Source organism: Stenotrophomonas sp. 96582_Sma (assembly GCF_056480905.1).
In genome coordinates, this window is the sequence record NZ_CM151122.1 from 1,628,902 (window position 1) to 1,653,083 (window position 24,182).

Here is a 24,182-nt window from a genome sequence, read left to right on the forward strand (position 1 = left end):
GACACGTTGAGCTCAACGCTGGATTGCCTTCAAGGCGTCGACAACCTGTGCTTCAGAGAAGCCACAATGCCCTTCGCCCACCGGCGGCAGCACGCGCGGCAATGGTCGCGCGCCGCCCTGTGCGGCCATCTGCGGATACATCGCCTGCATGTGCGGCACGATGGTGGGATCGTTGTTGTTGAACTGGACCACCAGCGGTCGCTTCAACGCGCCGCTCAGTGCCAGCTTCGCGCGGACATCGGCCTGTGCCGCAGGCACGGGAGCGATGCGCTGCACGCCGGCATTGAACGCGGCGTCGTCACCGAATCCGCTGTACACCACACCAAGGTTGCCGGCCGGCATGCCGCCGCTGCGCGTGGCCAGTTCATGCAGGACCAGCGTGTGCAGGCTGATTGTCCCGGCCAGTGCATCCGGAGCGACCTGCAGTCGCTTGGCGAGCACGTCGGCATGCTGGGGATTCCGTTGCAGCGCGTCGGCGATGCCCTGATAGAGCACTCCCTGCGGCAGCACGGCCGCTTCATGCGAAGCCAGTCCGGTGGCCGGCAGGCCTGCAGCGTTGGGGAAGAAGTAATCGAAGGCGACCAGCGTGGTCAGCAGATCTGCGGCGATCTGTTCGCCACTGAGATTGGCACCGCACAGCGAGACGCCACCGGTGTAGTGCTGCGGGAAGCGTTCGAGGCTGGCGAGTGTCACCGCGCCGCCCATCGAGAATCCGAGCAGCCAGGTGTGGCGCACGCGCTTGAGTTCGCCCAGCGCGTGCTGGCGCAGGCGCTCCATGTCGGTGATCGCATCGGCCACTGCCCAGCCCTGGCTGGCGTAGGCACTCTGCGCGACGGCGTAGCCTGCGGACAGCAGCGTTGCGGTGCTGTCATTGGCGGTCATCGGCGTAGTGCGTGGCACGCCCACCGGCTCGTAGCCGTGCGCCAGCATCACCAGGTCGCCGTTCCAGTCAGCCGGCACGTCCAGCCGCCAGGGGGCGCCCTGCAGCTCGCCGCTGAGCATGCGTGGTGCCGTGGGTGGCGCGGCCAGCAGCGATGCCGCAGGCAGCAGAAGGCCGAGGGCGAGGGCGCATCGAAGCAAGGGTCGCATCGTGGTCATTCCATGCGGGAATGGCGCCGAGCATAGATCCCCGCAAAACCTTGCGCGCGCTGCACTGCCGCAGGGGATTGCCCGCCGGCCAGGCTGCGCTCTACGCTGGCGGCATGGTCCTGCACAGCACCGCGTCGATTATCCGCATTCCCCACGGGAAGGCGGGATAGCGCGCGGTCGCCACGGCCATGCAACCCGCCCGGGAAGGCGGGTTGCATGCGGCGCTCTCCCGGGTACTGGAATCCATCGAGGAGAACGCAGATGCATCATCTTTCATCGACCGACAATGCGCCGACCCTGCACCTGGTGTGCGGCAAGATCGGTGCCGGCAAATCCACCCTGTCGCAGCAGCTGGCGGCGCAGCCACGTCACGTGCTGATCAGCGAGGACGCCTGGCTGGCCGCGCTGTATCCCGACCAGATCCATTCCGTTGCCGATTACCTGCAGCGCGCGGCCGCGCTGCGCGGAGCGCTGATGCAGCATGTATGCGCAATCCTGCAGGTCGGCGTTTCGGTCGTGCTCGACGTTCCGTTCAACACGCCGGCCGCCCGTGCATGGGGCCGCGAACTGTTCGAGTCGGCCGGTGTTGCCCACCAGCTGCATTTTCTCGATGTTGCCGACGCCATCTGCAAGGCGCGGCTGCATGCCCGCAACGCGCGCGGCGAGCACCCGTTCCAGGCCAGCGACCAAGCCTTCGAGCAGATCACCCGTCACTTCGTGGCACCTGCGCAGGAAGAGGGCTTCGTGGTGATCCGTCATTCACAGGAGGCTTGAGGGCGCAGAGAGGGCGGCGTTCAGTCGACCATCTCGGTGGCGATTCCGATACGATCTGTCGCATTGAGCTCGCCTCGCTTGACCCGGAGTCCCGTCATGGTCGACCGTCTCGCCATACTGCTTGAACGTTTTGCGGTGACCGCCTCGGTATTCCATGCCGGTGCGCTGTGCGGCATCAACACGCTGGAGGGCGAAGACGAGGCGGGTCAGCTGCACCTGGTGCGGCGCGGGCCGGTGCAGGTCAGCCACGGGCAGCAGACCGTGCAGGTCGAAGTGCCGAGCCTGCTGCTGTATCCGCGGCCGATGCCGCATCGCTTCAGCACCGACCCGCAGCAGGGCGCCGACATGGCCTGCGCCAACCTGCATTTCGAGGGCGGTCGGCTCAATCCGATCAGCGCCGCGCTGCCTGATTTCATCTGCCTGCCGCTGGCCGATCTGTATGGCGGCAACGCGGCGCTGGAACTGCTGTTCGAAGAAGCGTTCGAGCAGCGTTGCGGGCGGGCGGCGATGGTCAACCGGCTGTTCGAGGTGGTGATGATCCAGGTGCTGCGTCAGCTGATGGAAGGCGGCGAGATGCGTGGCGGCCTGTTCGCCGGGCTGGGTCATCCGCGGCTGCGGTTGGCGCTGGTGGCGATGCATGAAGCGCCGGCGCAGGCGTGGACGCTGGAAGACCTGGCCGAAGTGGCCGGCATGTCACGCAGCGTGTTCGCCGCCAGCTTCCGCGAGGCGATGGGCACCACGCCGGGCCAGTACCTGCAGGGCTGGCGGGTGGGGCTGGCGCAGCAGGCACTGCGCCAAGGCAGACCGCTGAAGCGGATTGCCGACGATGTGGGGTACGGCAGCGAAGCGGCGCTGTCGCGCGCGTTCAAGGCGCACACCGGGCAGTCGCCGCGGGAATGGCGGGGACAGGCCCGTGCCAGTGCGGCCTGAGCGTCAGCCGAGCACCAGCCGGGCCAGCTTCATCCCACCGAACAGGCCGGCCAGGCCCAGTGCCACCGAGCCGCCGGCATACAGTGCCGCCAGCCCATGCTGGCCACGCTGCAGCAGCAGGCCGATCTCCAGCGCATAGGTGGAAAACGTGGTGTAGCCGCCGAGGATGCCGGTGGCCAGCAGCAGGCGCAGCTGCGGCGAGGCGCCATTGCGCATCGCGAAGACCTCGACCACCACGCCCATCAGCAGGGCGCCGCTGACGTTGATCAGGAAGGTCGACCAGGGCCAGGGACTGCCGACGGCCACCCGCGCGCCGATCAGGTTGCAGGCATGGCGCAGGCAGGCACCGATGCCGCCTCCGACGAAGACCAGGAAATAATTGTTCAGTGTTTGCATGGCGTGCCTCGAATGCGGGTTCGCAGGGTCAATGGCGAACGCCGAGGGCAGGCACGACCTGCCGTCGACGAACACCGGGTTCGTCCTGGCAGGAGCCATCAGCCTTCTCAGGCGGTTATCGGGGGAGCCCCATCCCCATCGCGGTCCATGCTACCAGCGGCGGTGCATTCACGTCATCGAAGTCGTCAGCACGCGGGCGACCTTGCTGCGGCTGAAGCCATCCATCAGCAGTTCGAACGCGAGCAGATCCAACGCTGCATGGCGGCGATGGTCGATCTCCAGCCCGTTCTCGGCCACCAGGTGACTGACCAGCTCGTAGGCGTCCTGCCAGACATCCAGATGGGCCTGGCTGGGGATGTAGGCACTGCCAGGCTCACCGACGCCGAGCCCGCTGACCCCGTACAGCAGCTCGCGTGCGTCCAGCTTGGCCGCATCGGCGATGCGGAACAGCTGTTCGGCTTTCACGTGCGAGGCGCTCACGTGGTCGTTGAGCCAGTTGCTGATGGTTGCTGTCGTTGATTTGGCGGCGCGTGCCAGATCGGCCGGGCGTGGGTGCCCGGCCTTCTTCATGGCTGCCGCGAGTCGTTGGCCGAGAGTATTCATCTATGCAAGCCAGCTTAACGCGTGGATTGCGAAGAAGCCTTGTCGCAAGAATCAGTCTGGTTAACAGAAGGACCGACCGTGACCGAATTCTGGAGCAAGCGGCAGGTGCGCACCCGGCTGGGATTCCAGACCGATGCCGAACTGGCCCGCTTCTTTGGCATCAGCCGTTCCGCAGTGTCGCAATGGCCGAAGGATTTCCCGATTCCGGCCCTGCGGCAGTACATCCTGCATCAGCGCTATCCGAACCTGTTCCCCACGACAGAAGCGTCGGCGGGCGAATCCATCTGACTTGCGCCGCCTTTTGTCGCATTTAGCACGCTAAGCGCAATTTGCTAAGTATGCTTAGAAAAATAGGCAAGATCGATCGATCTGAGGGTCACAATCGGCGCCATCTACTGGAGTCATCGGTCCATGGTTCCCGCGGCCTGTCGGCTTCACCCCATCCGGGGGCCCCGGGGTCCCGTATGTGGTTTCGTGAACGATTAATAATTTCAATCGCGAAAGTCGCCGCATGTAATTGACCTGTCGTGAAATCTATGACTAATTGGAGTCAACCAGGCGTGAAGCCTGGGAGCCTTTCAGTAGCACGCAAGTGAGTCGGTAGACCGTCAACGATGCAGAACAAGTCCAACGGAGGTCGTATGGAATACGGCATGCATGGCTTGGCTGAACGGGTACGCCGCGAACTGGAAGCCAGTTACCACAAACACGGATGCGGTCCGGCGTTCTGGGATACCTACCAGCAGGTGCTGGACCGTCTGGTCCCGCAGGGGACCGAGCGTACCGAAGTCACCAACGAAATGGCGCTGATCATCGAACAGCTGGGCATCGTCCGGCGTGCGCAGCTTGTGCCGCCGCACGCCAGCGGGTCGCGTTGATTCAGAGCAGGCGCCAGGCGCCGCAGGCAAGCAGCGCCAGCAGCAAGGACAGCAGCGCCAACGTCCGGGGTCGCCACAGGCGCTTCGGTTGTCCGGCCATTGCCTGCGGACTGCAGTAGCGCACCAGCGCCGGACCGAAACCGGCCCGGTGCTGCTGTTGTGCGCAGGCCTCCAGGCAGGCACCGCAGGCCAGGCAATCGGCGTGCGGTCCCTGGCGGATGTCCAGTTGCATCGGGCAGGCAATGACGCAGGCCGCGCAATCGGTGCAATCACCCAGACGGTCGGCGCTGAAGGTCGGCATCGGTCCAGCCAGCAGCGGATGCGCGGCGCGGAATACGTAGTCCTGCGCAGTGGTCGGGTCGAGCAGGCCGCGGCCACGGCCCAGCACCCCGCCCAGGCCGGATGGGCGAGGTCCGCGTGGCTCGCCGCGGCGGGCGTCGTACAGCATGCGCGGCGTATGTGGATCGGTCAGCAGCGGCTGCATGCGTGCGAACGGGCACAGCGAACGGCAGACCTGCTCGCGCAGGAAGCCGGCGTTTGCCCAGGTGGCGGCGGCATAGAACAGCACCCAGAACGTTTTCCAGCCGCTCCAGCCGGCGTTTGGCGCGGCGGCCAGCAAGCCGGTGATCGGGCTGAACAGGCCGACGAAGGTAATGCCGGTCCACACTGACAGCAGTCCCCAGGCCAGCTGGGTGACCGGGCGTACAGCAGGTGCCGGCAGCATGCGGGCCGCGCTGCGGGCGATCCAGTCGAAGGCGCGCCGCCACAGCGTCTGCGGGCAGGCATGGCCGCACCAGATGCGTCCGGCGAGGTGGGTAAGCAGCGCCAGGCCGACGGCCAGCACCGCCAGCAGGCCGATCAGTACGCCGACGTCGCCGGGCCACAGGGTCCAGCCGAACAGGTCGAATCGCCGCGCGTTGATGTCCAGCAGCAGCGCCTGGCGGCCCTCCCAGCGCAGCCACGGCAGTGCGTAGAACAGCGCCAGCAGGGCGGCGCTGAGCGTGCCGCGCCAGTGCCAGGGACGGGGAGTCCGGGTACATGACGTGCTCATCCCAGCGGCAGCTCGTCGTCGTCATCGCTCGGCATGGGCCGCTGCAGGTACCAGGTGACCGCGCTGGACAGTGCCGTCACCGACCAGAACATGAAGAATCCCGCCGTGTAACCCAGTTCGCGGCTGATTGCGGTGCCCGGGAAACTGATGGCCTGCAGGCGCAATGGATCGACGAAGGCGAAGAACACCACGCTGGCCACGCCGGCGGCGATGAAGCTGGGCCAGAGGATGGCGCCCCACTGCTGGATCAGCCGCTGGCGGCGGTTGGGAGAAGGTCTGTTCATGCTGTCCCGGATCGAAAAGTGGGCGGCGCGTATACTTCGCCAGGGTCGGCGCCGCATCCGCAGGGCATGCTTCCTGCAAGCGTGCCAGCCTAGGCGCAGCGGACTGCGCCGACATTGATCTGGATCAACGGTGGTGATGGCCGGCTGCGGCACACTGCCGGCACGCTTTGGGTACCCCGATGAACGCAACACCGCCGCCTGTCCTCCCCGTCGCCTCGCCCGAGTTGTGCACCGAGCAGGAAGTGACCCGCCTGGTTCACGACTTCTATGCGCGCGTGCGCGAGGAAGAGCGGCTGGGGCCGGTGTTCGGCGCGCACGTCCACGATTGGCCCGAGCACCTGGCGCAGCTGGTCGACTTCTGGTCGGCGATGTTGCGCGGCACCCGCCGGTTCAAGGGCTCGCCGATGTCCAAGCACATGGCCATCGAGCTGGACAAGGACCTGTTCGACCGCTGGCTGGTGCTGTTCCGGATCACCACCGCCGAATGCAACAACCCGCCGATGCAGGAGCTGGCCAACGACGTGGCCGCGCGCATCGGTGACACCTTCTGGAAGCGCTACCAGATGCTGCGCTGGCCGCAGGTCGGCCTGCCGGTGCTGGGCATCCCTGCCAAGGATTGATCTGGGTCAAGGCGGCGCAGGCCGCCCGGCGCGATGCTGGCGGCATGGACACGTTCTCTCCCGCCGCTGGTGGCCTGGCCTGGACCTTCGACCCCGATCTTCTGCGCCGGCACGACCGGCCGGGCCCGCGCTACACCTCGTACCCGACCGCGCCGCATTTCCATGATGGCTTCGACGCGCCGGCACTGCGCCAGGCGATCGCCGACAGCAACCAGCTGGCCCGTGCGCTTTCGCTTTACGTGCATGTGCCGTTCTGTTCCAGCCCCTGCTTCTACTGCGGCTGCAACCGGGTGATCACCCGTGATCGCGGTCGTGGCCACAGCTACGTCTCACGCGTGCTGGCCGAGGCCGACCTGCTGGCGCCGCAGTTCGATGACGGCCGCGAGGTGATCCAGCTGCACCTGGGTGGTGGTACGCCGAACTTCCTCGATGCCGAAGCGATGACCACGCTGGTGGAAGGGTTGCGCCGGCGCTTCGATTTCAGTGATTCGCCGCAGCGCGATTTCTCGATCGAACTCGATCCGCGCTTCATCGACACCCGCGACGTCGCCATGCTGGCGCGGCTGGGGTTCAACCGGGCCAGCCTGGGCGTGCAGGATTTCGATCCGCAGGTGCAGGAATCGATCAACCGCGTGCAGGGCGTGCAGCAGACGCTGGACATCCTGCGCGCCTGCCGCGACAGCGGCATGCGTTCGGTCAACGTCGATCTGATCTATGGGTTGCCGGGACAGAGCCTGGAAGGCTTCGGTCGCACCCTCGAGCTGGTGCTGGCGCTGCGCCCGGACCGTCTGGCGGTCTACGGCTACGCGCATCTGCCGCATCTGTTCCGCGCGCAGAAGCAGATCGACGAAAGCCGCTTGCCGTCACCGGAAGACAAGCTGGCGCTGCTGGGCCTGGCGGTGGAGAAGCTCTCCGCGGCGGGCTACCAGTACATCGGCATGGATCACTTTGCGTTGCCGGAAGAGGATCTGTCGCGCGCACAGCGCGCCGGCCAGCTGCATCGCAACTTCATGGGCTATACCACCCATGCCGATACCGATCTGCTCGGCCTGGGCGTGAGTGCGATCAGCCACATCGGTGCCACCTACAGCCAGAATCCGCGCGACCTGCCGTCGTGGGAGGACGCGGTGGACCAGGGCCAGCTGCCGGTCTGGCGCGGCGTGGCGTTGAGTGCCGACGACCAGTTGCGCGCGGAACTGATCCAGCAGCTGATGTGCCAGGGCGAGGTGGATGGCGTGCTGCTGGGGCAGCGTCACGGCTTGGATTTCGAGCAGTACTTTGCCGAGGACCTGCGTTCGGTACAGCGGCTGCAGGAAGATGGCCTGGCCGAATACCGCGATGGCGTGGTGCGTGCCAGCGAACCCGGGCGACCGTTGCTGCGGTTGCTGGCGATGTGCTTCGACCCGTATCTGCGTGCCGCGCACGAGCAACCACGTTATTCGCGGGCGATCTGAAAGCGGGATGTGCTGCGTGCGTGTGGTGCCCGGAGCCGGAATCGAACCGGCATGGGGTTGCCCCCGGCGGATTTTAAGTCCGATGCGTCTACCAGTTTCGCCATCCGGGCCTGCAGCGCGGCGCCGATTGTAGCCCACCTGCGGTTCCGCAACCGGATTGCATCATGGCCGCGGCGTGCTTAACTGTCGATCGCATTCATGTCATAGTCCCTGCCATCGTTCCCAGGGGGGAGCCACCTGATGTCGCTGCACGCGATTGCCTATGCCAGTGAGGCCCGCGCCGATCTGCAGACAACCGATCTTGACCGCCTGCTGGCCGACGCCACGGCATTCAATCGTGTAGCCGGTGTCACCGGTGTGCTGATGTTCGACGGAGCGCGCTTCCTGCAGTATCTCGAGGGCCCGGAGGACGGCATCGATTCGGTGTTCCAGCGCATCCTCAATGCGCGCAGCCACGGGCAGCTGAAAGTGTTGTGCCGTGCCCCCGTGGTGCAGCGCGCATTTCCGCGCTGGTCGATGGGCACGCGGCGGATCGAACCGGAGCTGCTGGCACAGATCGTCGACGCCGCGTGGCCCGGCTTCCTGCTTGGCAGCGGTGGATTCGAGCGCCTGCTGCAGGCCTGGACCGGCGCAGACGGCGAACTGGAACCGGCCGCGGTGGCGTTGGGGTCCTGAGCCCGCCTTGGCGGCAGGGCGCCGGGGCCGGTAGGCTGTAGCCTTTCTGGCGCAGGTTTTCCGGAGTGGTGCAGCAGATGAGTGTGTTGGCCGAGGCCATGGCAGCGTATGTGCGATCGCATCCGTTGCGCGGGATGTGCCGATGAGTGCGCCGGTAGCGGCGGCCAGCGCACCCCGGTTTGCGGTGATCGGCCTGGGCTACGTCGGCCTGCCGTTGGCGGTGGCGTTTGGCCGGCAGTGGCCGACGTTGGGTTTCGATATCGATGCCGGTCGCATCGCCGAGCTGCGCAACGGCCAGGACCACACGCTGGAAATGGAATCCGACGAGCTGGCCAGTGCGCAGCTGCTGCAGTACGGCAGCGATCCGGCACTGCTCGATGCCTGCAACGTCTACATCGTCACCGTGCCGACCCCGATCGATGCTTACGAGCAGCCCGACCTGGAGCCCCTGCGTTCGGCGACACGGCTGATTGCCAGTCATCTTCGCGCCGGCGACCTGGTGATCTACGAGTCCACGGTCTACCCCGGTACCACCGAGGAAGTGTGCGTGCCGCTGCTGGAGCAGGGTTCGGGCCTGCGCTTCAACGAAGACTTCTATTGCGGCTACAGCCCGGAACGGGTCAGCCCCGGCGACCGCCAGCGGCGCCTGGCCGACATCCGCAAGATCACTTCCGGCTCGACACCGGAAGTTGCTGCGGTGATTGATGGTCTGTACCAGCGCATCATCGCCGCCGGTACCTTCCCGGCACCGTCGATGCGGGTGGCCGAAGCGGCCAAGGTGGTCGAGAACATCCAGCGCGACGTCAACATTGCGCTGGTCAACGAGCTGGCCCTGATCTTCGACAGGCTGGGCATCGATACCCAGGACGTACTGGACGCCGCCGGCAGCAAGTGGAATTTCCTGCCGTTCCGGCCGGGGCTGGTCGGCGGCCACTGCATCGGCGTGGACCCGTACTATCTGCTGCACAAGTCCGAGAGCGTGGGCTATCACCCGGACCTGATCCACACCGCACGACAGGTCAACAACCGCGTCGGCGAGCACGTGGCGGCGCGGGTGCTGGCGATGCTGGCCGAGCGTGGCCGTGCGCCGGCGGACGCACGCATCCTGGTGCTGGGCGTGACCTTCAAGGAGGATTGCCCGGACCTGCGCAACAGCCGCGCGCTGGAACTGGCGCAACGCCTGCGTGATGCCGGTGCGCAGGTGGAGGTCAGCGACCCCTGGGTCGGCCCGGCGGCGCTGACCGGCGAGGGCCTGGATTGGCTGGCCGATCCCGGGGCGGGATGCTATGACGCGGTGGTGCTGGCAGTGGCCCACGCCCGTTTCAAGGCGATGGATGAATCCGCAATCCGGGGCCTGCTGGCGCCGGGAGGCCTGGTCTACGACGTGAAATCGGCCTGGCCGCGCAACGTGGTTGACGATCGCTTGTAAGCCTTGGCAGCGGGTGGCGCGGTAGACTCGGGGGCAGTTGCAACCGAGGAAAGCCATGCACCGGTATATCGTCTACCTGCTCGCCATCCTGATGTTCCCGATATGCCTGTGGCTGGCCACGATCTGGCCGGCCTGGTATTGGGGCGTCGGCCTGACTGCCGCGATGGTGGCGCTGGGGACCTGGGACCTGCTGCAGAAGCGCAGCACGCTGCGCCGCAACTATCCGGTGATGGCGCACTTCCGCTACGGGCTGGAATCGATCGGCCCGGAGATCCGCCAGTACTTCGTGCAGAGCGACCTGGAAGACGTGCCGTTCTCGCGCCAGCAGCGTGCACTGATCTACCAGCGCGCCAAGAACGAGATGGACACGGTGCCGTTCGGCACCCTGCGCAGCACCTATGCGGTGGATTACGAGTGGATCAACCATTCGCTGGCACCGACCGCCATCGCCAAGCATGACTTCCGTGTGTTGATCGGCCCGAACTGTGCCAAGCCTTATTCGGCCAGCGTGTTCAACATCTCGGCGATGAGCTTCGGTTCGCTGTCGGCTAATGCCATCCGCGCGCTGAACGAAGGCGCACGCCGCGGTGGCTTCTATCACGACACCGGCGAAGGTTCGATCTCGCCCTACCACCGCGAGATGGGCGGCGACCTGGTGTGGGAGATCGGCTCGGGCTACTTCGGTTGCCGTGACGAGAAGGGCGGATTCAGCGAGGAACGCTTCGTTGCCAATGCCACCCATGATCAGGTCAAGATGATCGAGATCAAGCTGTCGCAGGGCGCCAAGCCCGGCCACGGTGGCGTGCTGCCGGCGCCAAAGGTGACCGCCGAGATCTCGGTGACGCGTGGCGTGCCGATGGGTGTGGACTGCGTGTCACCGTCGCGTCACTCGGCGTTCTCGACGCCGGTCGAGCTGCTGCAGTTCGTTGCACGCCTGCGCGAGCTGTCCGGTGGCAAGCCGGTCGGTTTCAAGCTGGCCATCGGCCATCCATGGGAGTGGTTCGGCATTGCCAAGGCGATGCAGGAAACCGGGCTGCTGCCGGACTTCATCGTGGTCGACGGCGCCGAGGGTGGCACGGGTGCGGCACCGGCGGAGTTCGTCGACCATGTCGGCGTGCCGATGCACGAAGCGCTGCTGTTGGTGCACAACACCCTGGTCGGCCTGGATCTGCGCGATCGCATCCGCATCGGTGCGGCCGGCAAGATCACCAGCGCGTTCGACATCGCGCGGACCATCGCGCTGGGGGCTGACTGGTGCAATGCCGGCCGAGGCTTCATGTTCGCGCTGGGCTGCATCCAATCACTGAGCTGCCATACCGACAAGTGCCCGACCGGCATCGCGACCCAGGACCCTGCACGCTGGAAGCATCTGGATGCACCGGACAAGGCCACCCGTGTGTACAGCTACCACGAGCACACGCTGCACGCCCTGAAGGAGCTGCTGTGTGCGGCGGGCCTGAACGATCCTGCCGAGCTGGGGCCGGAGCACATCCTGCGCCGCGTCTCACCGGTGGAAATCCGTTCGCTGGCCTCGCTGTACCGCTACCTGGAACCAGGCGAACTGCTGCACAAGGTGCCCGACCATGCGGTGTTCCATGCGTTCTGGGCCGATGCACGCAGCGACTCGTTCCAGCCGCCGCCGAAGATCCAGGCGCTGCGCGCCAGCAAGTCGCGATAACGATTCTGTAGCGTCGAGCCATGCTCGACTGCTTTTCCACGCAGTCGAGCAAGCTCGACCCTACAAGGAGGCGTCATGCAGTTCAGGACCGGCACCATGGATGATGTGGCCAGGCTGTGGGCCCTGCGTACGCGCTGCGTGCGCGAGATCTGCAGCAGCCATTACCCTCCCGAGGTCATCGCGCCCTGGTCTGCCTCGCCGCCACCGTCGCAGTACGCGCGGCTGTTGTCGCAGGGGGGCTGCGTGGTGGCCGAGGACGGGCAGGGTGTCCTGCTCGGGTTCGGCGTGTTTGATACCGATGCCAACGAGGTTGATGCGTTGTTCGTCGATCCGGATCGCGGCGGCAAGGGCATCGGCCAGGCGCTGATGCAGCGCCTGCTGGCGATGGCCGATCGTGATCGTGAGGTAGTGCTGTCGGCCTCGCTCAACGCCGTGCCGTTCTATCAACGGCACGGGTTCATCAGCGTGCGCGAGGAGACCTATCCGCATCCCAGTGGCGTCGCGTTGGCGTCAGTGAGCATGCGCCGGCCGTGGTGATGTAGCGTCGAGCTTGCTCGATGGTTTTTGTAGAGTCGAGCCATGCTCGACTGCTCTATCGCCTGAATCAAAAGCAGTCGAGCATGGCTCGACTCTACAACGCAGGTGTCACCGCGCTGCCAGCCACCCGATCACGCCTTCCGCAGCACGCAGGCCACTGGCGTAGCACGCGGTCAGCAGGTAGCCACCTGTCGGCGCCTCCCAGTCCAGCATCTCGCCGGCACAGAACACGCCGGGCACTGCCCGCAGCATCAGGCCATCATCCAGCGCATCCAGGCGCACGCCACCGGCGGTGCTGATCACCTCGGCCATCGGCCGGGGGCGCAGCAGGCGCAGGGGCAGGCGCTTGAGCGTAGCTGCCACGGCAGGCAGGTCGTTGCCCGCTTCCTTGCCCAGCATCTCGAACACCAGTGCGGCTTTCACTGCATCCAGGCCGGCCTGGCGGCGCAGGTGCTCGCCGAAGCTGCGACCCTTGCGCGGGCGTGACAGGTCGGCCAGCAGGCGTGCTTCATCGCGGCCCGGTACCAGGTCCAGCCACAGCATCGCGTGGCCATCGCGGTTGATGGTCTCGCGCAGGTCTGCGGCCAATGCGTAGATCAGGCTGCCTTCGATGCCGTACTCGCTGGCCACGCACTCGCCCTGCAGCGACTGCGGTTGTCCCGCCAGGTCCAGCCAGTGCGCGACCACCGGCTTCAACGGTGCGCCGGCATTGCGCTCGGCGAAGAACGGCGTCCAGTCCACGTCGAAACCGCAGTTGGCCGACTGCAGCGGTGCGATGTCCACGCCACGTGCCTGCAGTGGCGAGACCCAGGCGCCGTCGCTGCCCAGCTGCGGCCAGCTGCCGCCGCCCATGGCCAGCACGGTAGCATCGGCATGCACTTCAACGGCGCCGTCTTCGGTTTCAAATCGCAGGGCGCCGTCGTCGCTCCATCCGATCCAGCGGTGGTTGGCGTGCAGGCGCACACCCTGTTCTTTCAGGCGGCGCACCCAGCCGCGCAGCAGCGGCGCGGCCTTGCGGTCGACCGGGAACACGCGACCGGAGCTGCCCACATAGGTCTCCACGCCAAAACCGCCGGCCCAGTCGCGCAATGCCTGCGCATCGAAGCCATCCAGCCAGCGGCCCACGGTCGTGGACTGCTCGCGGTAGCGGCTGTCGAACAGCGGACGCGGATCGGAATGGGTGAGGTTGAGCCCGCCCTTGCCGGCGATCAGGAACTTGCGGCCGGGCGAACCCTTGGCCTCGTACAGGTCCACCTCCAGACCGGCGGCGCGCAGGCGCTCGGCGGCGAACAGGCCGGCCGGGCCGCCGCCGATGACGGCGACCCGCGGAAGCGGTGCGGCATTACGGTTTGACATCGAGCAGCTCGACATCGAACACCAGCGACGAACCGGCCGGAATCGGGCCAACCCGGCGGTCGCCATAGCCGTAATCCGGCGGGATCATCAGGGTGCGCTTGCCACCGACCTTCATGCCGGCCACGCCCTCATCCCAGCCGCGGATGACCTGGCCGGCGCCGAGCGCGAAGGTGAACGGTTCGCCGTGCTTGAAGGAGCTGTCGAAGGTCTTGCCGTGCTTGGTTTCGGTGCGGTTGTCGTAGATCCAGCCGGTGTAGTGCACGGTCACCTTGTTGCCGGCAACGGCTTCGGCGCCGGTACCCGGGACGGTATCGATGCGCTCGAATGTGGTCAGGGTGCCACCCGGCGGCGGGCCGGACGGTTCGGTCGAGCAGCCAACGGCGGCGAGGGACAGCAGCAGGGGAAGCAGCAGGCGGCGCATCGGGCGTCTCCGGAAGGGCGCAGGGCGAGGGCGGCAAGGGTAGCGCATCGGCGCCGGGTATCATGGGGGCATGGCAAAACTCCTGCTCAATCTGCGCAATGTCGGCGACGACGAATACGCCGATGTCTGCACGCTGCTCGACCAGCACGGCATCGCCTGGTATCGCACCGAACCCAGCCCCTGGGGCATTTCCAACGGCGGCCTGTGGCTGCGCGAGGACGCCGATCATCCGCGTGCAAAGGCGCTGATGGCGGAATACCAGGCCGAACGCGGGCCGCGCATCCGTGCCGAGCGTGAGCAGGCATTGCGTGATGGCACGGCGGAGACCTTCGGCAGCCTGTTCCGGCGCCGGCCGGTGTATGTGGTGCTGGTGCTGCTGGCGATGGCCGGTGCGGCGGCGCTGGTGCTGCTGCCGTTCGTGCTGTTGCGGGGGTAAGGGGGGCTTCTGGCCGGGTTGCACCCGGCACCCGCCGATGCCAGGGCAACTACAACAGCAACTACAACAGCAACAGCAACAGCAACAGCAACAGCAGGCAATCCGTGGTGGGCAGGGCGGTGTGGGCAGGCGGGACACGCCGTAAACCCGTCCATGGGGGCTCGATGGCGCCATCCATGGCGCCAACGGTCCCGCCTGCCCACACCGCCCTGCCTCTGACAGGTTCCGGGTGCCTGCCGGGGTCGGATCCCTCTGCCGTGCAGAGGGATCCGACCCCTGAATCTGTCCGTGCGGGCGGGAGGCGCTAAAATGGCGGGATGATCGCCAATACCGCTGCCTATCATTTCGCCGTCATCGACGCTCCCCAGGCCCTGTGCGACCAGTTGCTGGCGCGTGCCGAGGCGGCGCAGTTGCGGGGCACGATCCTGGTGGCGGGCGAGGGGCTGAACCTGTTCCTGGCGGGTGCGCCGGAGGCGGTCGAGGGTTTCTACGCGGCGCTGCGTTCTGACGTGCGGTTTGCCGATATGCGGGTCAAGACCAGCTTCAGTGAACATCAGCCGTTCGCGCGGCTGAAGGCCAAGGTGAAGGACGAGATCATCAGCTTCCGCCGTGACGACGGTCAGCCGCTGGACTATCCGCGGGCGCCGGCGGTCGATCCGGCCACGGTGCAACGCTGGTTGCGGCAGGGGCATGACGACGCCGGCAAGCCGGTGGTGATGCTCGATACCCGCAACCTGCAGGAAGTGGAGTACGGCACCTTCAAGGATGCGCTGGTGCTGCCGATTCACAAGTTCACCGACCTGCCCGAGGCGCTGGCGCCGCACCGCGAGGCGCTGAAAGACAGCACGGTGGTCAGTTTCTGCACCGGCGGCATCCGCTGCGAGAAGGCCGCGCTGTGGATGGTCAACGACGGCATGGACAACGTGCTGCAGCTGGACGGTGGCATCCTCGGCTACTTCGAGGAGGTGGGCGGCGAAGGCTACGAAGGCCGCTGCTTCGTGTTCGACGAGCGCGTGGCGCTGGATGCCGAACTGAAGCCAATGGTCGACCAGCCGCTGCCGGAGCCGCGCCCCAGCGCGTTCTAAGCCGGGACGTCGATTCCCCGGTAGAGCCGGCCGCTGGCCGGCTGCGAAGCGATCTACCTGCATGCCGGCCAGCGGCCGGCACTACCAATCGCGCTTGGCGCGGATCAGGGCACCCCGGATCGGTCCGGCGGGCCCTGAACCCGTCCCACGGGAATCAGCATCCCGCCACCGTCACTGGCCGCCGCGCCCGACCGACCCCATGCATGGGGGATCCTGTGACGGAAAACCGCTGATGATCCCGTTGTCGATCCTTGACCTGGCCCCGGTCTGCGAGGGCAGTGACACCACCGCTGCCTTCGCCAACATGCTGGAACTGGCCCAGCACGCCGATGCGCTGGGCTACCGCCGCTACTGGCTGGCCGAACACCACAACATGCCCGGCATCGCCAGCGCGGCCACCGCCGTGCTGATCGGCCACGTGGCGGGTGGCACAAAGCGCATCCGCGTCGGTGCCGGCGGCATCATGCTGCCCAACCATGCCCCGCTGCAGGTGGCCGAGCAGTTCGGCACGCTGGCTTCGCTGTATCCGGACCGCATCGACCTCGGCCTGGGCCGTGCACCCGGTACCGACCAGCCGACCGCGCGTGCGCTGCGCCGCTACTTCGACAGCGCCGACCAGTTCCCGCAGGACGTGCGCGAGCTGCTGCATTACTTCGAGCCGGTACAACCCGGGCAGGCGGTGCAGGCGGTTCCGGGTGGCGGCCTGCGGGTGCCGACCTGGATCCTCGGTTCGAGCCTGTTCGGTGCGCGCATGGCCGCCTCGATGGGCCTGCCGTATGCGTTCGCCTCGCACTTCGCACCCGACGCGATGGATGAAGCCCTTGCCGTGTACCGCCGCGAGTTCCGCCCCTCGGCCACGCTGAAGCAGCCGCACGCGATGCTGGCCCTGAACGTCGTTGCCAGCGACAGCGAAACCGAATCGCGGCGCCTGTTCACCAGCCAGCAGCAGAGTTTCGTGAACCTGCGTCGCGGCCGACCGGGCAAGATTCCGGCACCGATCGACGACATCGAGTCCTTCTGGGAGCCGCACGAAAAACTGGGCGTGGAGCGGGCGCTGGCCTGCACCGTGCTGGGCGATCCGCAGCAGGTGGCGGAGGGCATCGCCGCGTTCGTCGAACGGCACAAGCCCGACGAGCTGATGCTCACCGCCAACCTGTACGACCACCGCGCGCGCCTGCGCTCGTTCGAACTCACCATGCAGGCTTGGCACGCCCGCCACGCGGGCTGAACAATTGCGTCACGGCCCATTGCGGCCGAACCGCGTCTGATGGGGGCTCATATCGAAGGAGTCCCCACATGGCCGACACCCGTGCCGAACACATCGCCCAGCTGGCCGAACTGATCAAGGACGTGGAGGTGGCGATGTTCACCACCACCGGCGTCGACGGCCGCCTCTACAGCCGGCCGTTGGCCACCCAGCAGGTCGCCTTCGACGGTGACCTGTGGTTCGTGATCACCGGCGACAGCCCCAAGGTGGCCGAGATCGCGCTCGACCCGCGGGTCAACGTGGCGTATGCCTCGCCCTCGAAGAACACCTATGTGTCGGTGGCGGGGCGGGCACGCGTGGTCGACGATCGCGCGAAGATCGAAGAGTTGTGGTCACCGGCGATGAAGCTGTTCTTCCCCGGTGGCAAGGATGACCCCAACCTTCGCCTGATCCATGTGCGCGCCGACAGTGCCGAGTACTGGGACGGTCCGGGCACGCTGCTGGGCAAGGCGTTGACGTTCGTGCTGTCGGCGGTGCAGGACGAACCGGCGGCGCTGGCCGACAACGGGTTCATCGATCTTCGGTGATGACCGATGTCCGGTATTGGTAGTGCCGGCCGCTGGCCGGCAAACCTGGAAACGTGGCAGCCGGCCAGCGGCCGGCTCTACCGGATTCCGGATCAGAACCAGCGCTGGAACAGCTCCACCGTATAACCCACCAGCTGCCCCGAACTGAAACCGAAGAAGGCGATCGCTGCCACGGCGGCGATCCAGTTGAACAGCATCAGCGCGCCATCGCGTTCCAGCAGCGCCAGCGAGAACAGCAGCAGCTGGAAGCCGAACAGGAAATTGGTGAAGGGAATCGGCAACGACAGCAGCAGGCCCAGCAGCACCAGCAGCAGGCCGGTGAAGGCGTGCGCCATCAGCGGTGTCAGCAGTTGCGGCAGGCGGGGTTTCAGCATCTTGTCCAGGCGCCGCAGCGGGCGGTCGATGCGGTCCAGGAAACGATGCATGGTGCCGCGCTTCGGCCCGCGGCGGGCAATGAAGCCGGGCAGCCAGGGCCGGCGCAGGCAGAACAGCATCTGCAGGCCGATCAGGACCACCAGTGGGCCGCTGACCGCGCCGCCCATGCCCGGGATCGGGATGAACGACGGCAGGATCGCCACGAACAGGAACACGCCGAACGCGCTCTGCTGCAGGTTGCCGAGGATCTGGCCCAGCGGCATGTGCTCGGCGGGATCGCCAGAGGCGAACATCTCCAGCAGGGTACGGATGCCCTCGTTGCGGTAGGCCGGGCGTTCGTCGCCCGGACCCTTGCCGGCCTCAGGCGGTGAGCTCATCGGCCTGCTCGTCGGACAACGTGCGCAGCAGCAGCTTGTCCACGCGCGCACCATCCAGGTCAACCACTTCGAAGCGCCAGCCCGCCCAGTCGAAGTACTCGCCTGCGTGCGGAATGCGGCCGAAGTAATGGATGCACATGCCGGCCAGCGTGTAGTAGTCGCCGTCCTCGGCGTCGGGCAGGTCGTTGCTGCCGATCAGTTCGCGCACGTCTTCGATCGGCAGCGAGCCGTCCACCAGCAGCGAGCCGTCTTCGCGGGTCACCACCAGCGCGTCCTCGTCGGCGTTCTCCACCGCCTGCAGGCGGCCGACCACCGCGCCCATCAGGTCGCTGATGGTCACCAGGCCCTGGATTTCGCCGTACTCGTCCACCACCAGCGCCATCGACTGCTGTTCCTCGCGGAAGATCTCCAGCAGCTTCATCGCGTGGGTGGATTCAGACACGTACAGCGGTTCGCGCAGGGTCTGGAACAGCGCGTTGTCGCCGCGCGCCATGCGTGTGGCCAGCGATTTCAGTTCCAGCACGCCGACCACGTCCATGTCGTTGTCGCGCAGCACCGGGTAGCGCGAGAACTCGTGCTCGGCCATGATTTCCAGGTTGCGCTCCAGCCCAGCCTGGGTATCCAGCCAGGCGATACGGTTGCGCGGGGTCATCAGGCTGTCGGCGGTGCGGTCGCCCAGGCGCATGACGCGGTTCATCATGTCGCGCTCGTGGGCGTCGATCACACCGGCCTCGTGGCTCTCGGCCACCAGCATGCGGATCTCTTCTTCAGTCACCGAGGCGACTTCATCCTTGCCCAGGCCGAACAGGCGCAGCACCAGCTGGGTGGTCTTGGACAGCAGCCAGACGAAGGGCAGGGCCAGCTTGGCCAGCCAGCTCATCGGCATCGCCACCAGGCCGGCAATGGCCTCCGAGCGGGTCAGTGCCAGGCGCTTGGGCACCAGTTCGCCGAAGATCAGCGTGATGAAGGTGATCAGGCTGACCGCCAGCGTGGTACCGACGTTGCCGGCGTAGGCAAAGCCCGGCATCAGGCCCTGGATCCAGCCGGCGAAGGCTTCACCCAGTGCTTCACCACCGAGGTAGCCGGTCAGCACGCCGATCACGGTGATGCCGATCTGCACAGTGGACAGGAAGCTCTCCGGCTTCTCCGACAGCTCCAGCGCCTTGGCGGCACGCTTGGAGGTGGCGGCCATCTGCTTCAGGCGGCTCTTGCGCGAGGTCATGACCGACATCTCGGACATGGCGAAGAAGCCGTTCAGCAGAACAAGCGCGAAGACAATCAGGATCATTTCAAACACGGGCGTCGTCCCCGGTTGGTGGCAGGGAGGGCGGGTGCTTGCGATGGCGGCTGGCGCTCAGGAACAGGGTCCGGCGCGGCGCAGGGGGGTAAGGGTCGTCGTCCATAAGGTGCGCCCGAAGGCGCGCTGGCATCTTAGCAAAGGGGCATGGCAGGGTGGCAACCGCCTGTTCAGGTTGGGGCTTCCAGAGCCCCGGAAGGGGGCAGGGATACCCGTGATGGTCATCTAGCCGTCATAATTCCGTCTGGTGCCGTCCTTCCCGCGACGGCTGACAGGTTTCTCAATGTTCTCTCTGCAGACCATTTTCGGTTCCGGCAAACAGTTTTACACCCTGCTCGATGAGGCTGCCGTCGCGGCTTCCGACGCCGCCAAGGCGCTGCATTCCATGCTGCGCGAGGCCGACCGCCAGCCCGCGCTGGACGCGTTCAAGCTGGCCCGCCTGCGCGAACGCGCGGCCTCGGACAAGATCAGCCAGGCGCTGGTGGACAGCTTCATGACCCCGATCGAGCGCGAAGACATCGAAGCGCTGGGCTCGGCGCTGTACAAGATTCCGAAGCAGATCGAGAAGTTCGCCGATCGCTATTCGCTGGCCACGACCCACCTGGAGCACATCGACTTCGCGCCGCGCGCGGCGATGCTGGAACAGGCTGCCGGCGTGGTGGTGGAGATGGTGGCCGACCTGCGCCACATGAACCTGGACCGGATGACCGCGCTCAACGAGAAGCTGCGTTCGCTGGAGAACGAGGCCGACCGCCTGATGCTCGAGCTGTACCGCGACATCTACTCGGGCCGCCTGGACAACCTGCAGATGTTCCTGCTGAAGGAATTCTTCGAGATCCTGGAAAAGGCCATCGACCGCTGCCGCGAGGCCGGCGTGGTGGCGTACCAGATCGTGTTGAAGAACAGCTGACGGACGCCGCCGCATGTTGACCCTTGTCCTGGTGGTGATCCTGGCCGCGCTCGTCTTCGAGTTCATCAACGGCTTCCACGACACCGCCAACTCCATTGCCACCGTGGTGGCGACCAAGGTGCTCTCGCCCGGCTGGGCGGTGATGCTGGCCGCCTTCATGAACCTCATCGGTGCACTGACCGGTACCGCGGTGGCGCTGACCATCGCTTCGGGCCTGCTCAACACCAACGTGGTCGACGTCACCCCGCAGGTGATCCTGTGCGCCCTGCTGGGCGGCATCATCTGGAACCTGATCACCTGGTGGAAGGGGCTGCCTTCCTCGTCCTCGCACGCCCTGATCGGTGGCCTCTGCGGCGCCGGCCTGGCCGCTGCCCACAACAACTGGGACGCCCTGATCTGGTCCGAGCGCCTGGGCAGCTGGGCGCAGAACAAGGGCCTGCTTTGGAAGGTGTTCGTGCCGATGATCACCTCGCCGATCGCCGGCTTCCTGCTCGGCGTCGTGGTGATGGTGCTGCTGTGGGGCCTGATTGCCGGCCTGGCCAAGATTGGTGGTGCCATTGGTCGCCTGGCCCGCCCGCGCATCGTCAACGCCTTCTTCGGCAAAGCGCAGATCGCCTCGGCGGCCTACATGGGCTTCGCCCACGGCCACAACGACGCGCAGAAGACCATGGGCATCATCGCCATGACCCTGATCGGCGCCGAAGCGACCGGTGCGCTGGATGACCTGCCGTCGTGGCTGGCCTTCATGCACCCGGACGCCAGCGCCGGTGACGGCATCGCGATGTGGATCGTGCTGACCTGTGCGGTGGTGATGGCCGCCGGTACCGCCTCGGGCGGCTGGAAGATCATCAAGACCCTGGGCCACAAGATGGTCAAGCTGCACCCGATCCACGGCTTCGCCGCGGAGACCAGCTCGGCCACCATCCTGACCCTGGCCGCCCACTTCGGCATGCCGGTCTCGACCACGCACAGCATCTCCACCGCGATCATGGGCGTCGGCTTCGCCAAGAACCCGCGCTCGCTGAAGTTCGGCGTCATCGAACGCATCGTCTGGGCCTGGATCCTGACCATCCCGGCCGCAGGTGGTTGTGCGTACCTGATCCTGAAGCTGTTCGAGCTGTTCGGCTGGACCTGATCGCCGCGCCAAGGTGCACACGAAAAAGCCCGCCGGATACCGGCGGGCTTTTTTCATGGGCAGAGAATTCTTCCGGACACATCGTGTCGACCAAGGTCGACACCTACCAGAGCAGAAACAGGGATCCGCCCTCGTGCCGACCAACGGTCGGCACCCACCAACAGCGCACGGAAACTGTCGAAGGCGGGGTGGGATGGGCAGGCGGGGGCGCAGAGCGCCATGGATGGCGCTCTACGAGGCACGCAGGAGCAGTTTTTGCCGTCCCCCGCCTGCCCATCCCACCCCGCCAACCCACGGAATGCCAGCTCTTGCTGTTGCAGTGGCAGTTGATCCCCAGCGGGTGCCGGGCCGCAGGCCCGGCCACCACCACCACCCTCAGTTACGCTGGAACAACGCCTGCACATCCCTGCGGAACGCCGCCTGGCTGTCCGCCCGGCTGTAGAACATGTGCCCGCCCGGATAGCTGCGCACCTGCACCCGGTCCGGATTGCTGCCCATCGCCGGCATCTGGTCCACCGTCAGGATCGACCCCATGAACGGGCACGACAGATCATTCCAGCCATGCACGATCAGCACCTGCAGATGCGGATCGATCGCCACCGCCTGGCGCAGCTGGGTCACCGCGCCCTGGCGCAGCTCGCCGTTGCGGTCCCACAACCGGTTCACGTCGTAGTTCAGCGCCTGGTAGCGTGCATCCACCTTCCAGCCAACCACCCGCGTCACGAAGTCGACCATCGCAGTGGTGGTCGGCGCAATGATGCTGTCCAGCAGCGGATCGTTGGCGCGCTGCTCCGGATCGTTCGGGAACGGATCGAACGCGGTCACGTTGGAGTCGTAGCGGCTGCCCAGCGTGCCCTTGTCGCGGAACACCTCACGCAGATAGGCCTGCGTCTCCAGTCGGCCACCGGCGCGGCGCACGAACTGCGGGTCCAGCCCGGTCAGCTCGGTCACCCGGCGCAGCATCGCCTCGGTCGCCTGCGGATCGCTGCGGCCCTTCATCAGCGCAGTGGCGTAGTCGCCCCGGGTGTATTCCACCACGTCGCGCATCGCCGCATCGGTCAGTTTGCCCTGGCGCTCCAGGTGCGCTGCAGCGATCGACGGCAGCGTCTGCATCCACGCCATCGGCGAGACATCGGCGTTGTCTTCCAGGGTCGGGCTCAGGTACGGCGACACCAGCACCAGGCCGTTCATCGCCACGCCCAGCCGGGTCTGCAGGAAGTGGGTGATGCGCGGGCCGCGGTAGCCGCCGTAGCTCTCGCCGGTCAGGTACTTGCGTGCACCCATGCGCTGGTTGCGCAGCAGCCAGTCGTAGATCGAGCGCGACAGGTATTCGATGTCGGCGCTGGGGTTGTACAGCTGCTTCTTCGCCTCGTCATCGCCGATGCGTGCACGGCTGAAGCCAGTGCCGACCGGGTCGATGAACACCAGGTCGGTGAAGTCCAGCCAGGTGCCGGGGTTGTCGTGCAGGGTGGCCGGCGCCGATGCGCTGTCCCCCTCCGAACCAAAGGTGACCACCTTGGGCCCGATCGCGCCCATGTTGAGGTAGACCGACGATGCACCCGGGCCGCCATTGAGCGCGAAGGTCACCGGCCGGTCCTTGCCCGGCATCGTGTAGGCGGTGAACACCACGTCGGCGATCACCTTGCCCTTGGCATCGCGTACCGGCAGGGTGCCGACGGTGGCGGTGTAGTCCAGGGTGCGGCCGGCCAGGCGCATGCTCTGGCGGGCCGACGCATCGGCGGGCAGCGCGGGCGCTTCGGTCTTGTCGTCTTTCGGGTCGGGCGTGGCCTCGGCGTCAGGCGCGGCCAGCACGCTGGCAGGGGCGATGAGCAGGCCGACGCAGAGCGCGGCAGTGTGCAGCAGGGACTTCATGGCACCGGATCGGCAGCGGAAGGGGGTTCCGATGCTAGGCCGGTGGAGGGCATGTCGTATGTGTCCAAAGGCATGGCCGCGCGTCGAGGCCGCCAGTGGCCAGATTGGGTCAAGCGGGCAGGGTGGTGCGCAGTTCGTCGTCAGCCAGCAGGCCGTATACCGCCGAATCGGACAGTTCGCCCTGGATGCGCCAGCGCTGCCGCAGCACGCCCTCCAGGTGGAAGCCCAGCCGTTCAAGCACGTGTGCCGAGGGCCGGTTGCGCGGGTCGACTTCGGCTTCCACGCGATGCAGGCGCAGGGTCTGGAACAGGTAGTCCAGCAGGTGCTGCAGCGCTTCGTGCATGTAGCCCTGGCCTTGCCTGTCGGGGGCCAGCAGGTAGCCGATCTCGGCACGAGCGGCATCGCGATCCAGGGCGAACACCACGCAGATGCCCAGCAACGGGCCGTCCAGCGTTTCGCGCACGGCCAGCTTGAGCTGGGTGCCGGTGGCCTGTGCAGCCAGGTCATCGTCGATCTGCGCGCGCGCTTCGGCCGGTCGTGTCCACGCCGGGTGGTTCCAGAACCGCATCACGTCCGGATCGGACTGGATCGCGAACAGGGCGGCCGCATCGTCGCGGCGGATCGGGCTCAGGACCAGGCGCGCGCTGTGCAGCGGCAGGCCCGGGAACAGCAGCGAGTGGCTGGCCAATACGATGGTCCACACAGATGGACGCGCATTATGGCGCC

The 24,182-nt window shown here is 66.6% G+C and carries 27 protein-coding genes, 1 tRNA gene and 1 riboswitch; of the genes, 16 read left to right on the forward strand and 12 right to left on the reverse strand.

Translation table 11 applies throughout. The features are described 5' to 3' along the window. Positions 1–12: 12 nt before the first annotated feature. Positions 13–1,089, reverse strand: a complete 1,077-nt coding sequence (locus ACZK2R_RS07590) for an alpha/beta hydrolase family protein (RefSeq protein ID WP_180837487.1) — start codon at positions 1,087–1,089, stop codon at positions 13–15. Positions 1,090–1,350: 261 nt separating this feature from the next. Between ACZK2R_RS07590 and ACZK2R_RS07595 the strand changes: the two genes are divergently transcribed. Together ACZK2R_RS07595 and ACZK2R_RS07600 are read left to right on the forward strand one after the other, a co-directional pair. Next, positions 1,351–1,863, forward strand: coding sequence for a P-loop nucleotide/nucleoside kinase family protein (locus tag ACZK2R_RS07595; RefSeq protein WP_180837488.1), 513 nt, complete (start codon positions 1,351–1,353; stop codon positions 1,861–1,863). Positions 1,864–1,959: 96 nt separating this feature from the next. Next, positions 1,960–2,793 carry an AraC family transcriptional regulator gene (locus ACZK2R_RS07600; RefSeq protein WP_032128928.1) on the forward strand — a complete coding sequence of 278 codons (834 nt, stop codon included), beginning with the start codon at positions 1,960–1,962 and terminating at the stop codon, positions 2,791–2,793. Between the two features lie 3 nt (positions 2,794–2,796). On the opposite strand, the gene crcB is transcribed toward ACZK2R_RS07600, so the two are convergent. Both crcB and ACZK2R_RS07610 read right to left on the reverse strand, forming a co-directional pair. Beyond that, a complete protein-coding gene (crcB, locus tag ACZK2R_RS07605) occupies positions 2,797–3,189 on the reverse strand; it encodes a fluoride efflux transporter CrcB (RefSeq protein ID WP_032128929.1) in 393 nt (130 codons plus the stop codon). 82 nt (positions 3,190–3,271) lie between these two features. After that, positions 3,272–3,335: riboswitch (Fluoride riboswitch) on the reverse strand. A 22-nt stretch (positions 3,336–3,357) separates the two neighbouring features. Next, on the reverse strand, positions 3,358–3,759 hold the full coding sequence (locus ACZK2R_RS07610; protein WP_010486043.1) for a transcriptional regulator: 402 nt from the start codon (positions 3,757–3,759) through the stop codon (positions 3,358–3,360). Positions 3,760–3,870: 111 nt separating this feature from the next. Here ACZK2R_RS07610 and ACZK2R_RS07615 point away from each other — a divergent pair, with 111 nt between their 5' ends. Together ACZK2R_RS07615 and ACZK2R_RS07620 are read left to right on the forward strand one after the other, a co-directional pair. Further along, on the forward strand, positions 3,871–4,080 hold the full coding sequence (locus tag ACZK2R_RS07615) for a helix-turn-helix domain-containing protein (protein ID WP_032128930.1): 210 nt from the start codon (positions 3,871–3,873) through the stop codon (positions 4,078–4,080). Positions 4,081–4,433: 353 nt separating this feature from the next. Beyond that, a complete protein-coding gene (locus ACZK2R_RS07620) occupies positions 4,434–4,670 on the forward strand; it encodes a hypothetical protein (protein WP_032128931.1) in 237 nt (78 codons plus the stop codon). A 1-nt stretch (position 4,671) separates the two neighbouring features. Here the strand turns inward: ACZK2R_RS07620 and ACZK2R_RS07625 are convergent, their stop codons facing one another. After that, positions 4,672–5,721, reverse strand: coding sequence for a 4Fe-4S dicluster domain-containing protein (locus tag ACZK2R_RS07625; RefSeq protein WP_180837489.1), 1,050 nt, complete (start codon positions 5,719–5,721; stop codon positions 4,672–4,674). Then, complete coding sequence (locus ACZK2R_RS07630; protein WP_010486039.1) at positions 5,718–6,005, reverse strand: hypothetical protein; 288 nt, start codon at positions 6,003–6,005, stop codon at positions 5,718–5,720. Before ACZK2R_RS07630 ends, ACZK2R_RS07625 begins: the two co-directional genes overlap by 4 nt. A 179-nt stretch (positions 6,006–6,184) precedes the next feature. Here ACZK2R_RS07630 and ACZK2R_RS07635 point away from each other — a divergent pair, with 179 nt between their 5' ends. Further along, the gene (locus ACZK2R_RS07635; protein ID WP_032128934.1) at positions 6,185–6,625 is read left to right on the forward strand and encodes a group III truncated hemoglobin; all 441 of its coding nucleotides are present in this window, start codon (positions 6,185–6,187) and stop codon (positions 6,623–6,625) included. A 44-nt stretch (positions 6,626–6,669) separates the two neighbouring features. After that, entirely contained in the window at positions 6,670–8,079 is a 1,410-nt protein-coding gene (gene hemN / locus ACZK2R_RS07640) for an oxygen-independent coproporphyrinogen III oxidase (protein WP_125894748.1), read from the forward strand. Positions 8,080–8,102: 23 nt separating this feature from the next. Here the strand turns inward: hemN and ACZK2R_RS07645 are convergent. Then, positions 8,103–8,189: transfer RNA gene (locus tag ACZK2R_RS07645), tRNA-Leu, on the reverse strand. A 130-nt stretch (positions 8,190–8,319) separates the two neighbouring features. Between ACZK2R_RS07645 and ACZK2R_RS07650 the strand changes: the two genes are divergently transcribed. The 4 genes from ACZK2R_RS07650 (at position 8,320) to ACZK2R_RS07665 (ending at position 12,398) form a co-directional block, all read left to right on the forward strand. Continuing rightward, positions 8,320–8,754: a BLUF domain-containing protein gene (locus tag ACZK2R_RS07650; protein ID WP_032128935.1), complete on the forward strand. Its 435-nt coding sequence runs from the start codon at positions 8,320–8,322 to the stop codon at positions 8,752–8,754. A gap of 142 nt (positions 8,755–8,896) precedes the next feature. Further along, the gene (locus tag ACZK2R_RS07655; protein ID WP_032128936.1) at positions 8,897–10,183 is read left to right on the forward strand and encodes a nucleotide sugar dehydrogenase; all 1,287 of its coding nucleotides are present in this window, start codon (positions 8,897–8,899) and stop codon (positions 10,181–10,183) included. Positions 10,184–10,238: 55 nt separating this feature from the next. Next, positions 10,239–11,861, forward strand: coding sequence for an FMN-binding glutamate synthase family protein (locus ACZK2R_RS07660; RefSeq protein WP_049420983.1), 1,623 nt, complete (start codon positions 10,239–10,241; stop codon positions 11,859–11,861). Between the two features lie 75 nt (positions 11,862–11,936). Beyond that, complete coding sequence (locus ACZK2R_RS07665; protein ID WP_132809775.1) at positions 11,937–12,398, forward strand: GNAT family N-acetyltransferase; 462 nt, start codon at positions 11,937–11,939, stop codon at positions 12,396–12,398. A 108-nt stretch (positions 12,399–12,506) separates the two neighbouring features. On the opposite strand, the gene ACZK2R_RS07670 is transcribed toward ACZK2R_RS07665, so the two are convergent. Together ACZK2R_RS07670 and ACZK2R_RS07675 are read right to left on the reverse strand one after the other, a co-directional pair. After that, on the reverse strand, positions 12,507–13,754 hold the full coding sequence (locus tag ACZK2R_RS07670) for a TIGR03862 family flavoprotein (RefSeq protein ID WP_180837490.1): 1,248 nt from the start codon (positions 13,752–13,754) through the stop codon (positions 12,507–12,509). Next, positions 13,741–14,175, reverse strand: a complete 435-nt coding sequence (locus ACZK2R_RS07675) for an FKBP-type peptidyl-prolyl cis-trans isomerase (protein ID WP_180837491.1) — start codon at positions 14,173–14,175, stop codon at positions 13,741–13,743. The genes ACZK2R_RS07670 and ACZK2R_RS07675 overlap by 14 nt, the downstream gene beginning before the upstream one ends. A gap of 70 nt (positions 14,176–14,245) precedes the next feature. On the opposite strand from ACZK2R_RS07675, the gene ACZK2R_RS07680 reads away from it, so the two are divergent. The 4 genes from ACZK2R_RS07680 (at position 14,246) to ACZK2R_RS07695 (ending at position 17,490) form a co-directional block, all read left to right on the forward strand. Further along, on the forward strand, positions 14,246–14,611 hold the full coding sequence (locus tag ACZK2R_RS07680) for a DUF6164 family protein (RefSeq protein ID WP_049396360.1): 366 nt from the start codon (positions 14,246–14,248) through the stop codon (positions 14,609–14,611). Positions 14,612–14,928: 317 nt separating this feature from the next. Further along, a complete protein-coding gene (locus ACZK2R_RS07685; protein WP_005408988.1) occupies positions 14,929–15,696 on the forward strand; it encodes a sulfurtransferase in 768 nt (255 codons plus the stop codon). Between the two features lie 232 nt (positions 15,697–15,928). Continuing rightward, positions 15,929–16,924 carry an LLM class flavin-dependent oxidoreductase gene (locus tag ACZK2R_RS07690; RefSeq protein WP_049449161.1) on the forward strand — a complete coding sequence of 332 codons (996 nt, stop codon included), beginning with the start codon at positions 15,929–15,931 and terminating at the stop codon, positions 16,922–16,924. Between the two features lie 68 nt (positions 16,925–16,992). After that, positions 16,993–17,490, forward strand: coding sequence for a pyridoxamine 5'-phosphate oxidase family protein (locus ACZK2R_RS07695; protein ID WP_005412916.1), 498 nt, complete (start codon positions 16,993–16,995; stop codon positions 17,488–17,490). A gap of 92 nt (positions 17,491–17,582) precedes the next feature. Here ACZK2R_RS07695 and ACZK2R_RS07700 read toward each other — a convergent pair whose 3' ends face one another. After that, positions 17,583–18,242 carry an exopolysaccharide biosynthesis protein gene (locus ACZK2R_RS07700; protein WP_043034336.1) on the reverse strand — a complete coding sequence of 220 codons (660 nt, stop codon included), beginning with the start codon at positions 18,240–18,242 and terminating at the stop codon, positions 17,583–17,585. After that, positions 18,226–19,530 (reverse strand): hemolysin family protein, encoded by a 1,305-nt coding sequence (locus tag ACZK2R_RS07705; RefSeq protein ID WP_180837492.1) that lies wholly within the window; start codon positions 19,528–19,530, stop codon positions 18,226–18,228. Before ACZK2R_RS07705 ends, ACZK2R_RS07700 begins: the two co-directional genes overlap by 17 nt. Before the next feature lie 292 nt (positions 19,531–19,822). Between ACZK2R_RS07705 and ACZK2R_RS07710 the strand changes: the two genes are divergently transcribed. Beyond that, positions 19,823–20,449 carry a DUF47 domain-containing protein gene (locus tag ACZK2R_RS07710; RefSeq protein WP_004152833.1) on the forward strand — a complete coding sequence of 209 codons (627 nt, stop codon included), beginning with the start codon at positions 19,823–19,825 and terminating at the stop codon, positions 20,447–20,449. Between the two features lie 13 nt (positions 20,450–20,462). Beyond that, a complete protein-coding gene (locus tag ACZK2R_RS07715; RefSeq protein WP_180837493.1) occupies positions 20,463–21,584 on the forward strand; it encodes an inorganic phosphate transporter in 1,122 nt (373 codons plus the stop codon). Positions 21,585–21,959: 375 nt separating this feature from the next. On the opposite strand, the gene ACZK2R_RS07720 is transcribed toward ACZK2R_RS07715, so the two are convergent. Both ACZK2R_RS07720 and ACZK2R_RS07725 read right to left on the reverse strand, forming a co-directional pair. Further along, the gene (locus tag ACZK2R_RS07720; RefSeq protein WP_180837494.1) at positions 21,960–23,456 is read right to left on the reverse strand and encodes a S10 family peptidase; all 1,497 of its coding nucleotides are present in this window, start codon (positions 23,454–23,456) and stop codon (positions 21,960–21,962) included. A gap of 109 nt (positions 23,457–23,565) precedes the next feature. Then, positions 23,566–24,144, reverse strand: coding sequence for a GNAT family N-acetyltransferase (locus ACZK2R_RS07725; RefSeq protein ID WP_107432345.1), 579 nt, complete (start codon positions 24,142–24,144; stop codon positions 23,566–23,568). Positions 24,145–24,182 lie beyond the last annotated feature (38 nt).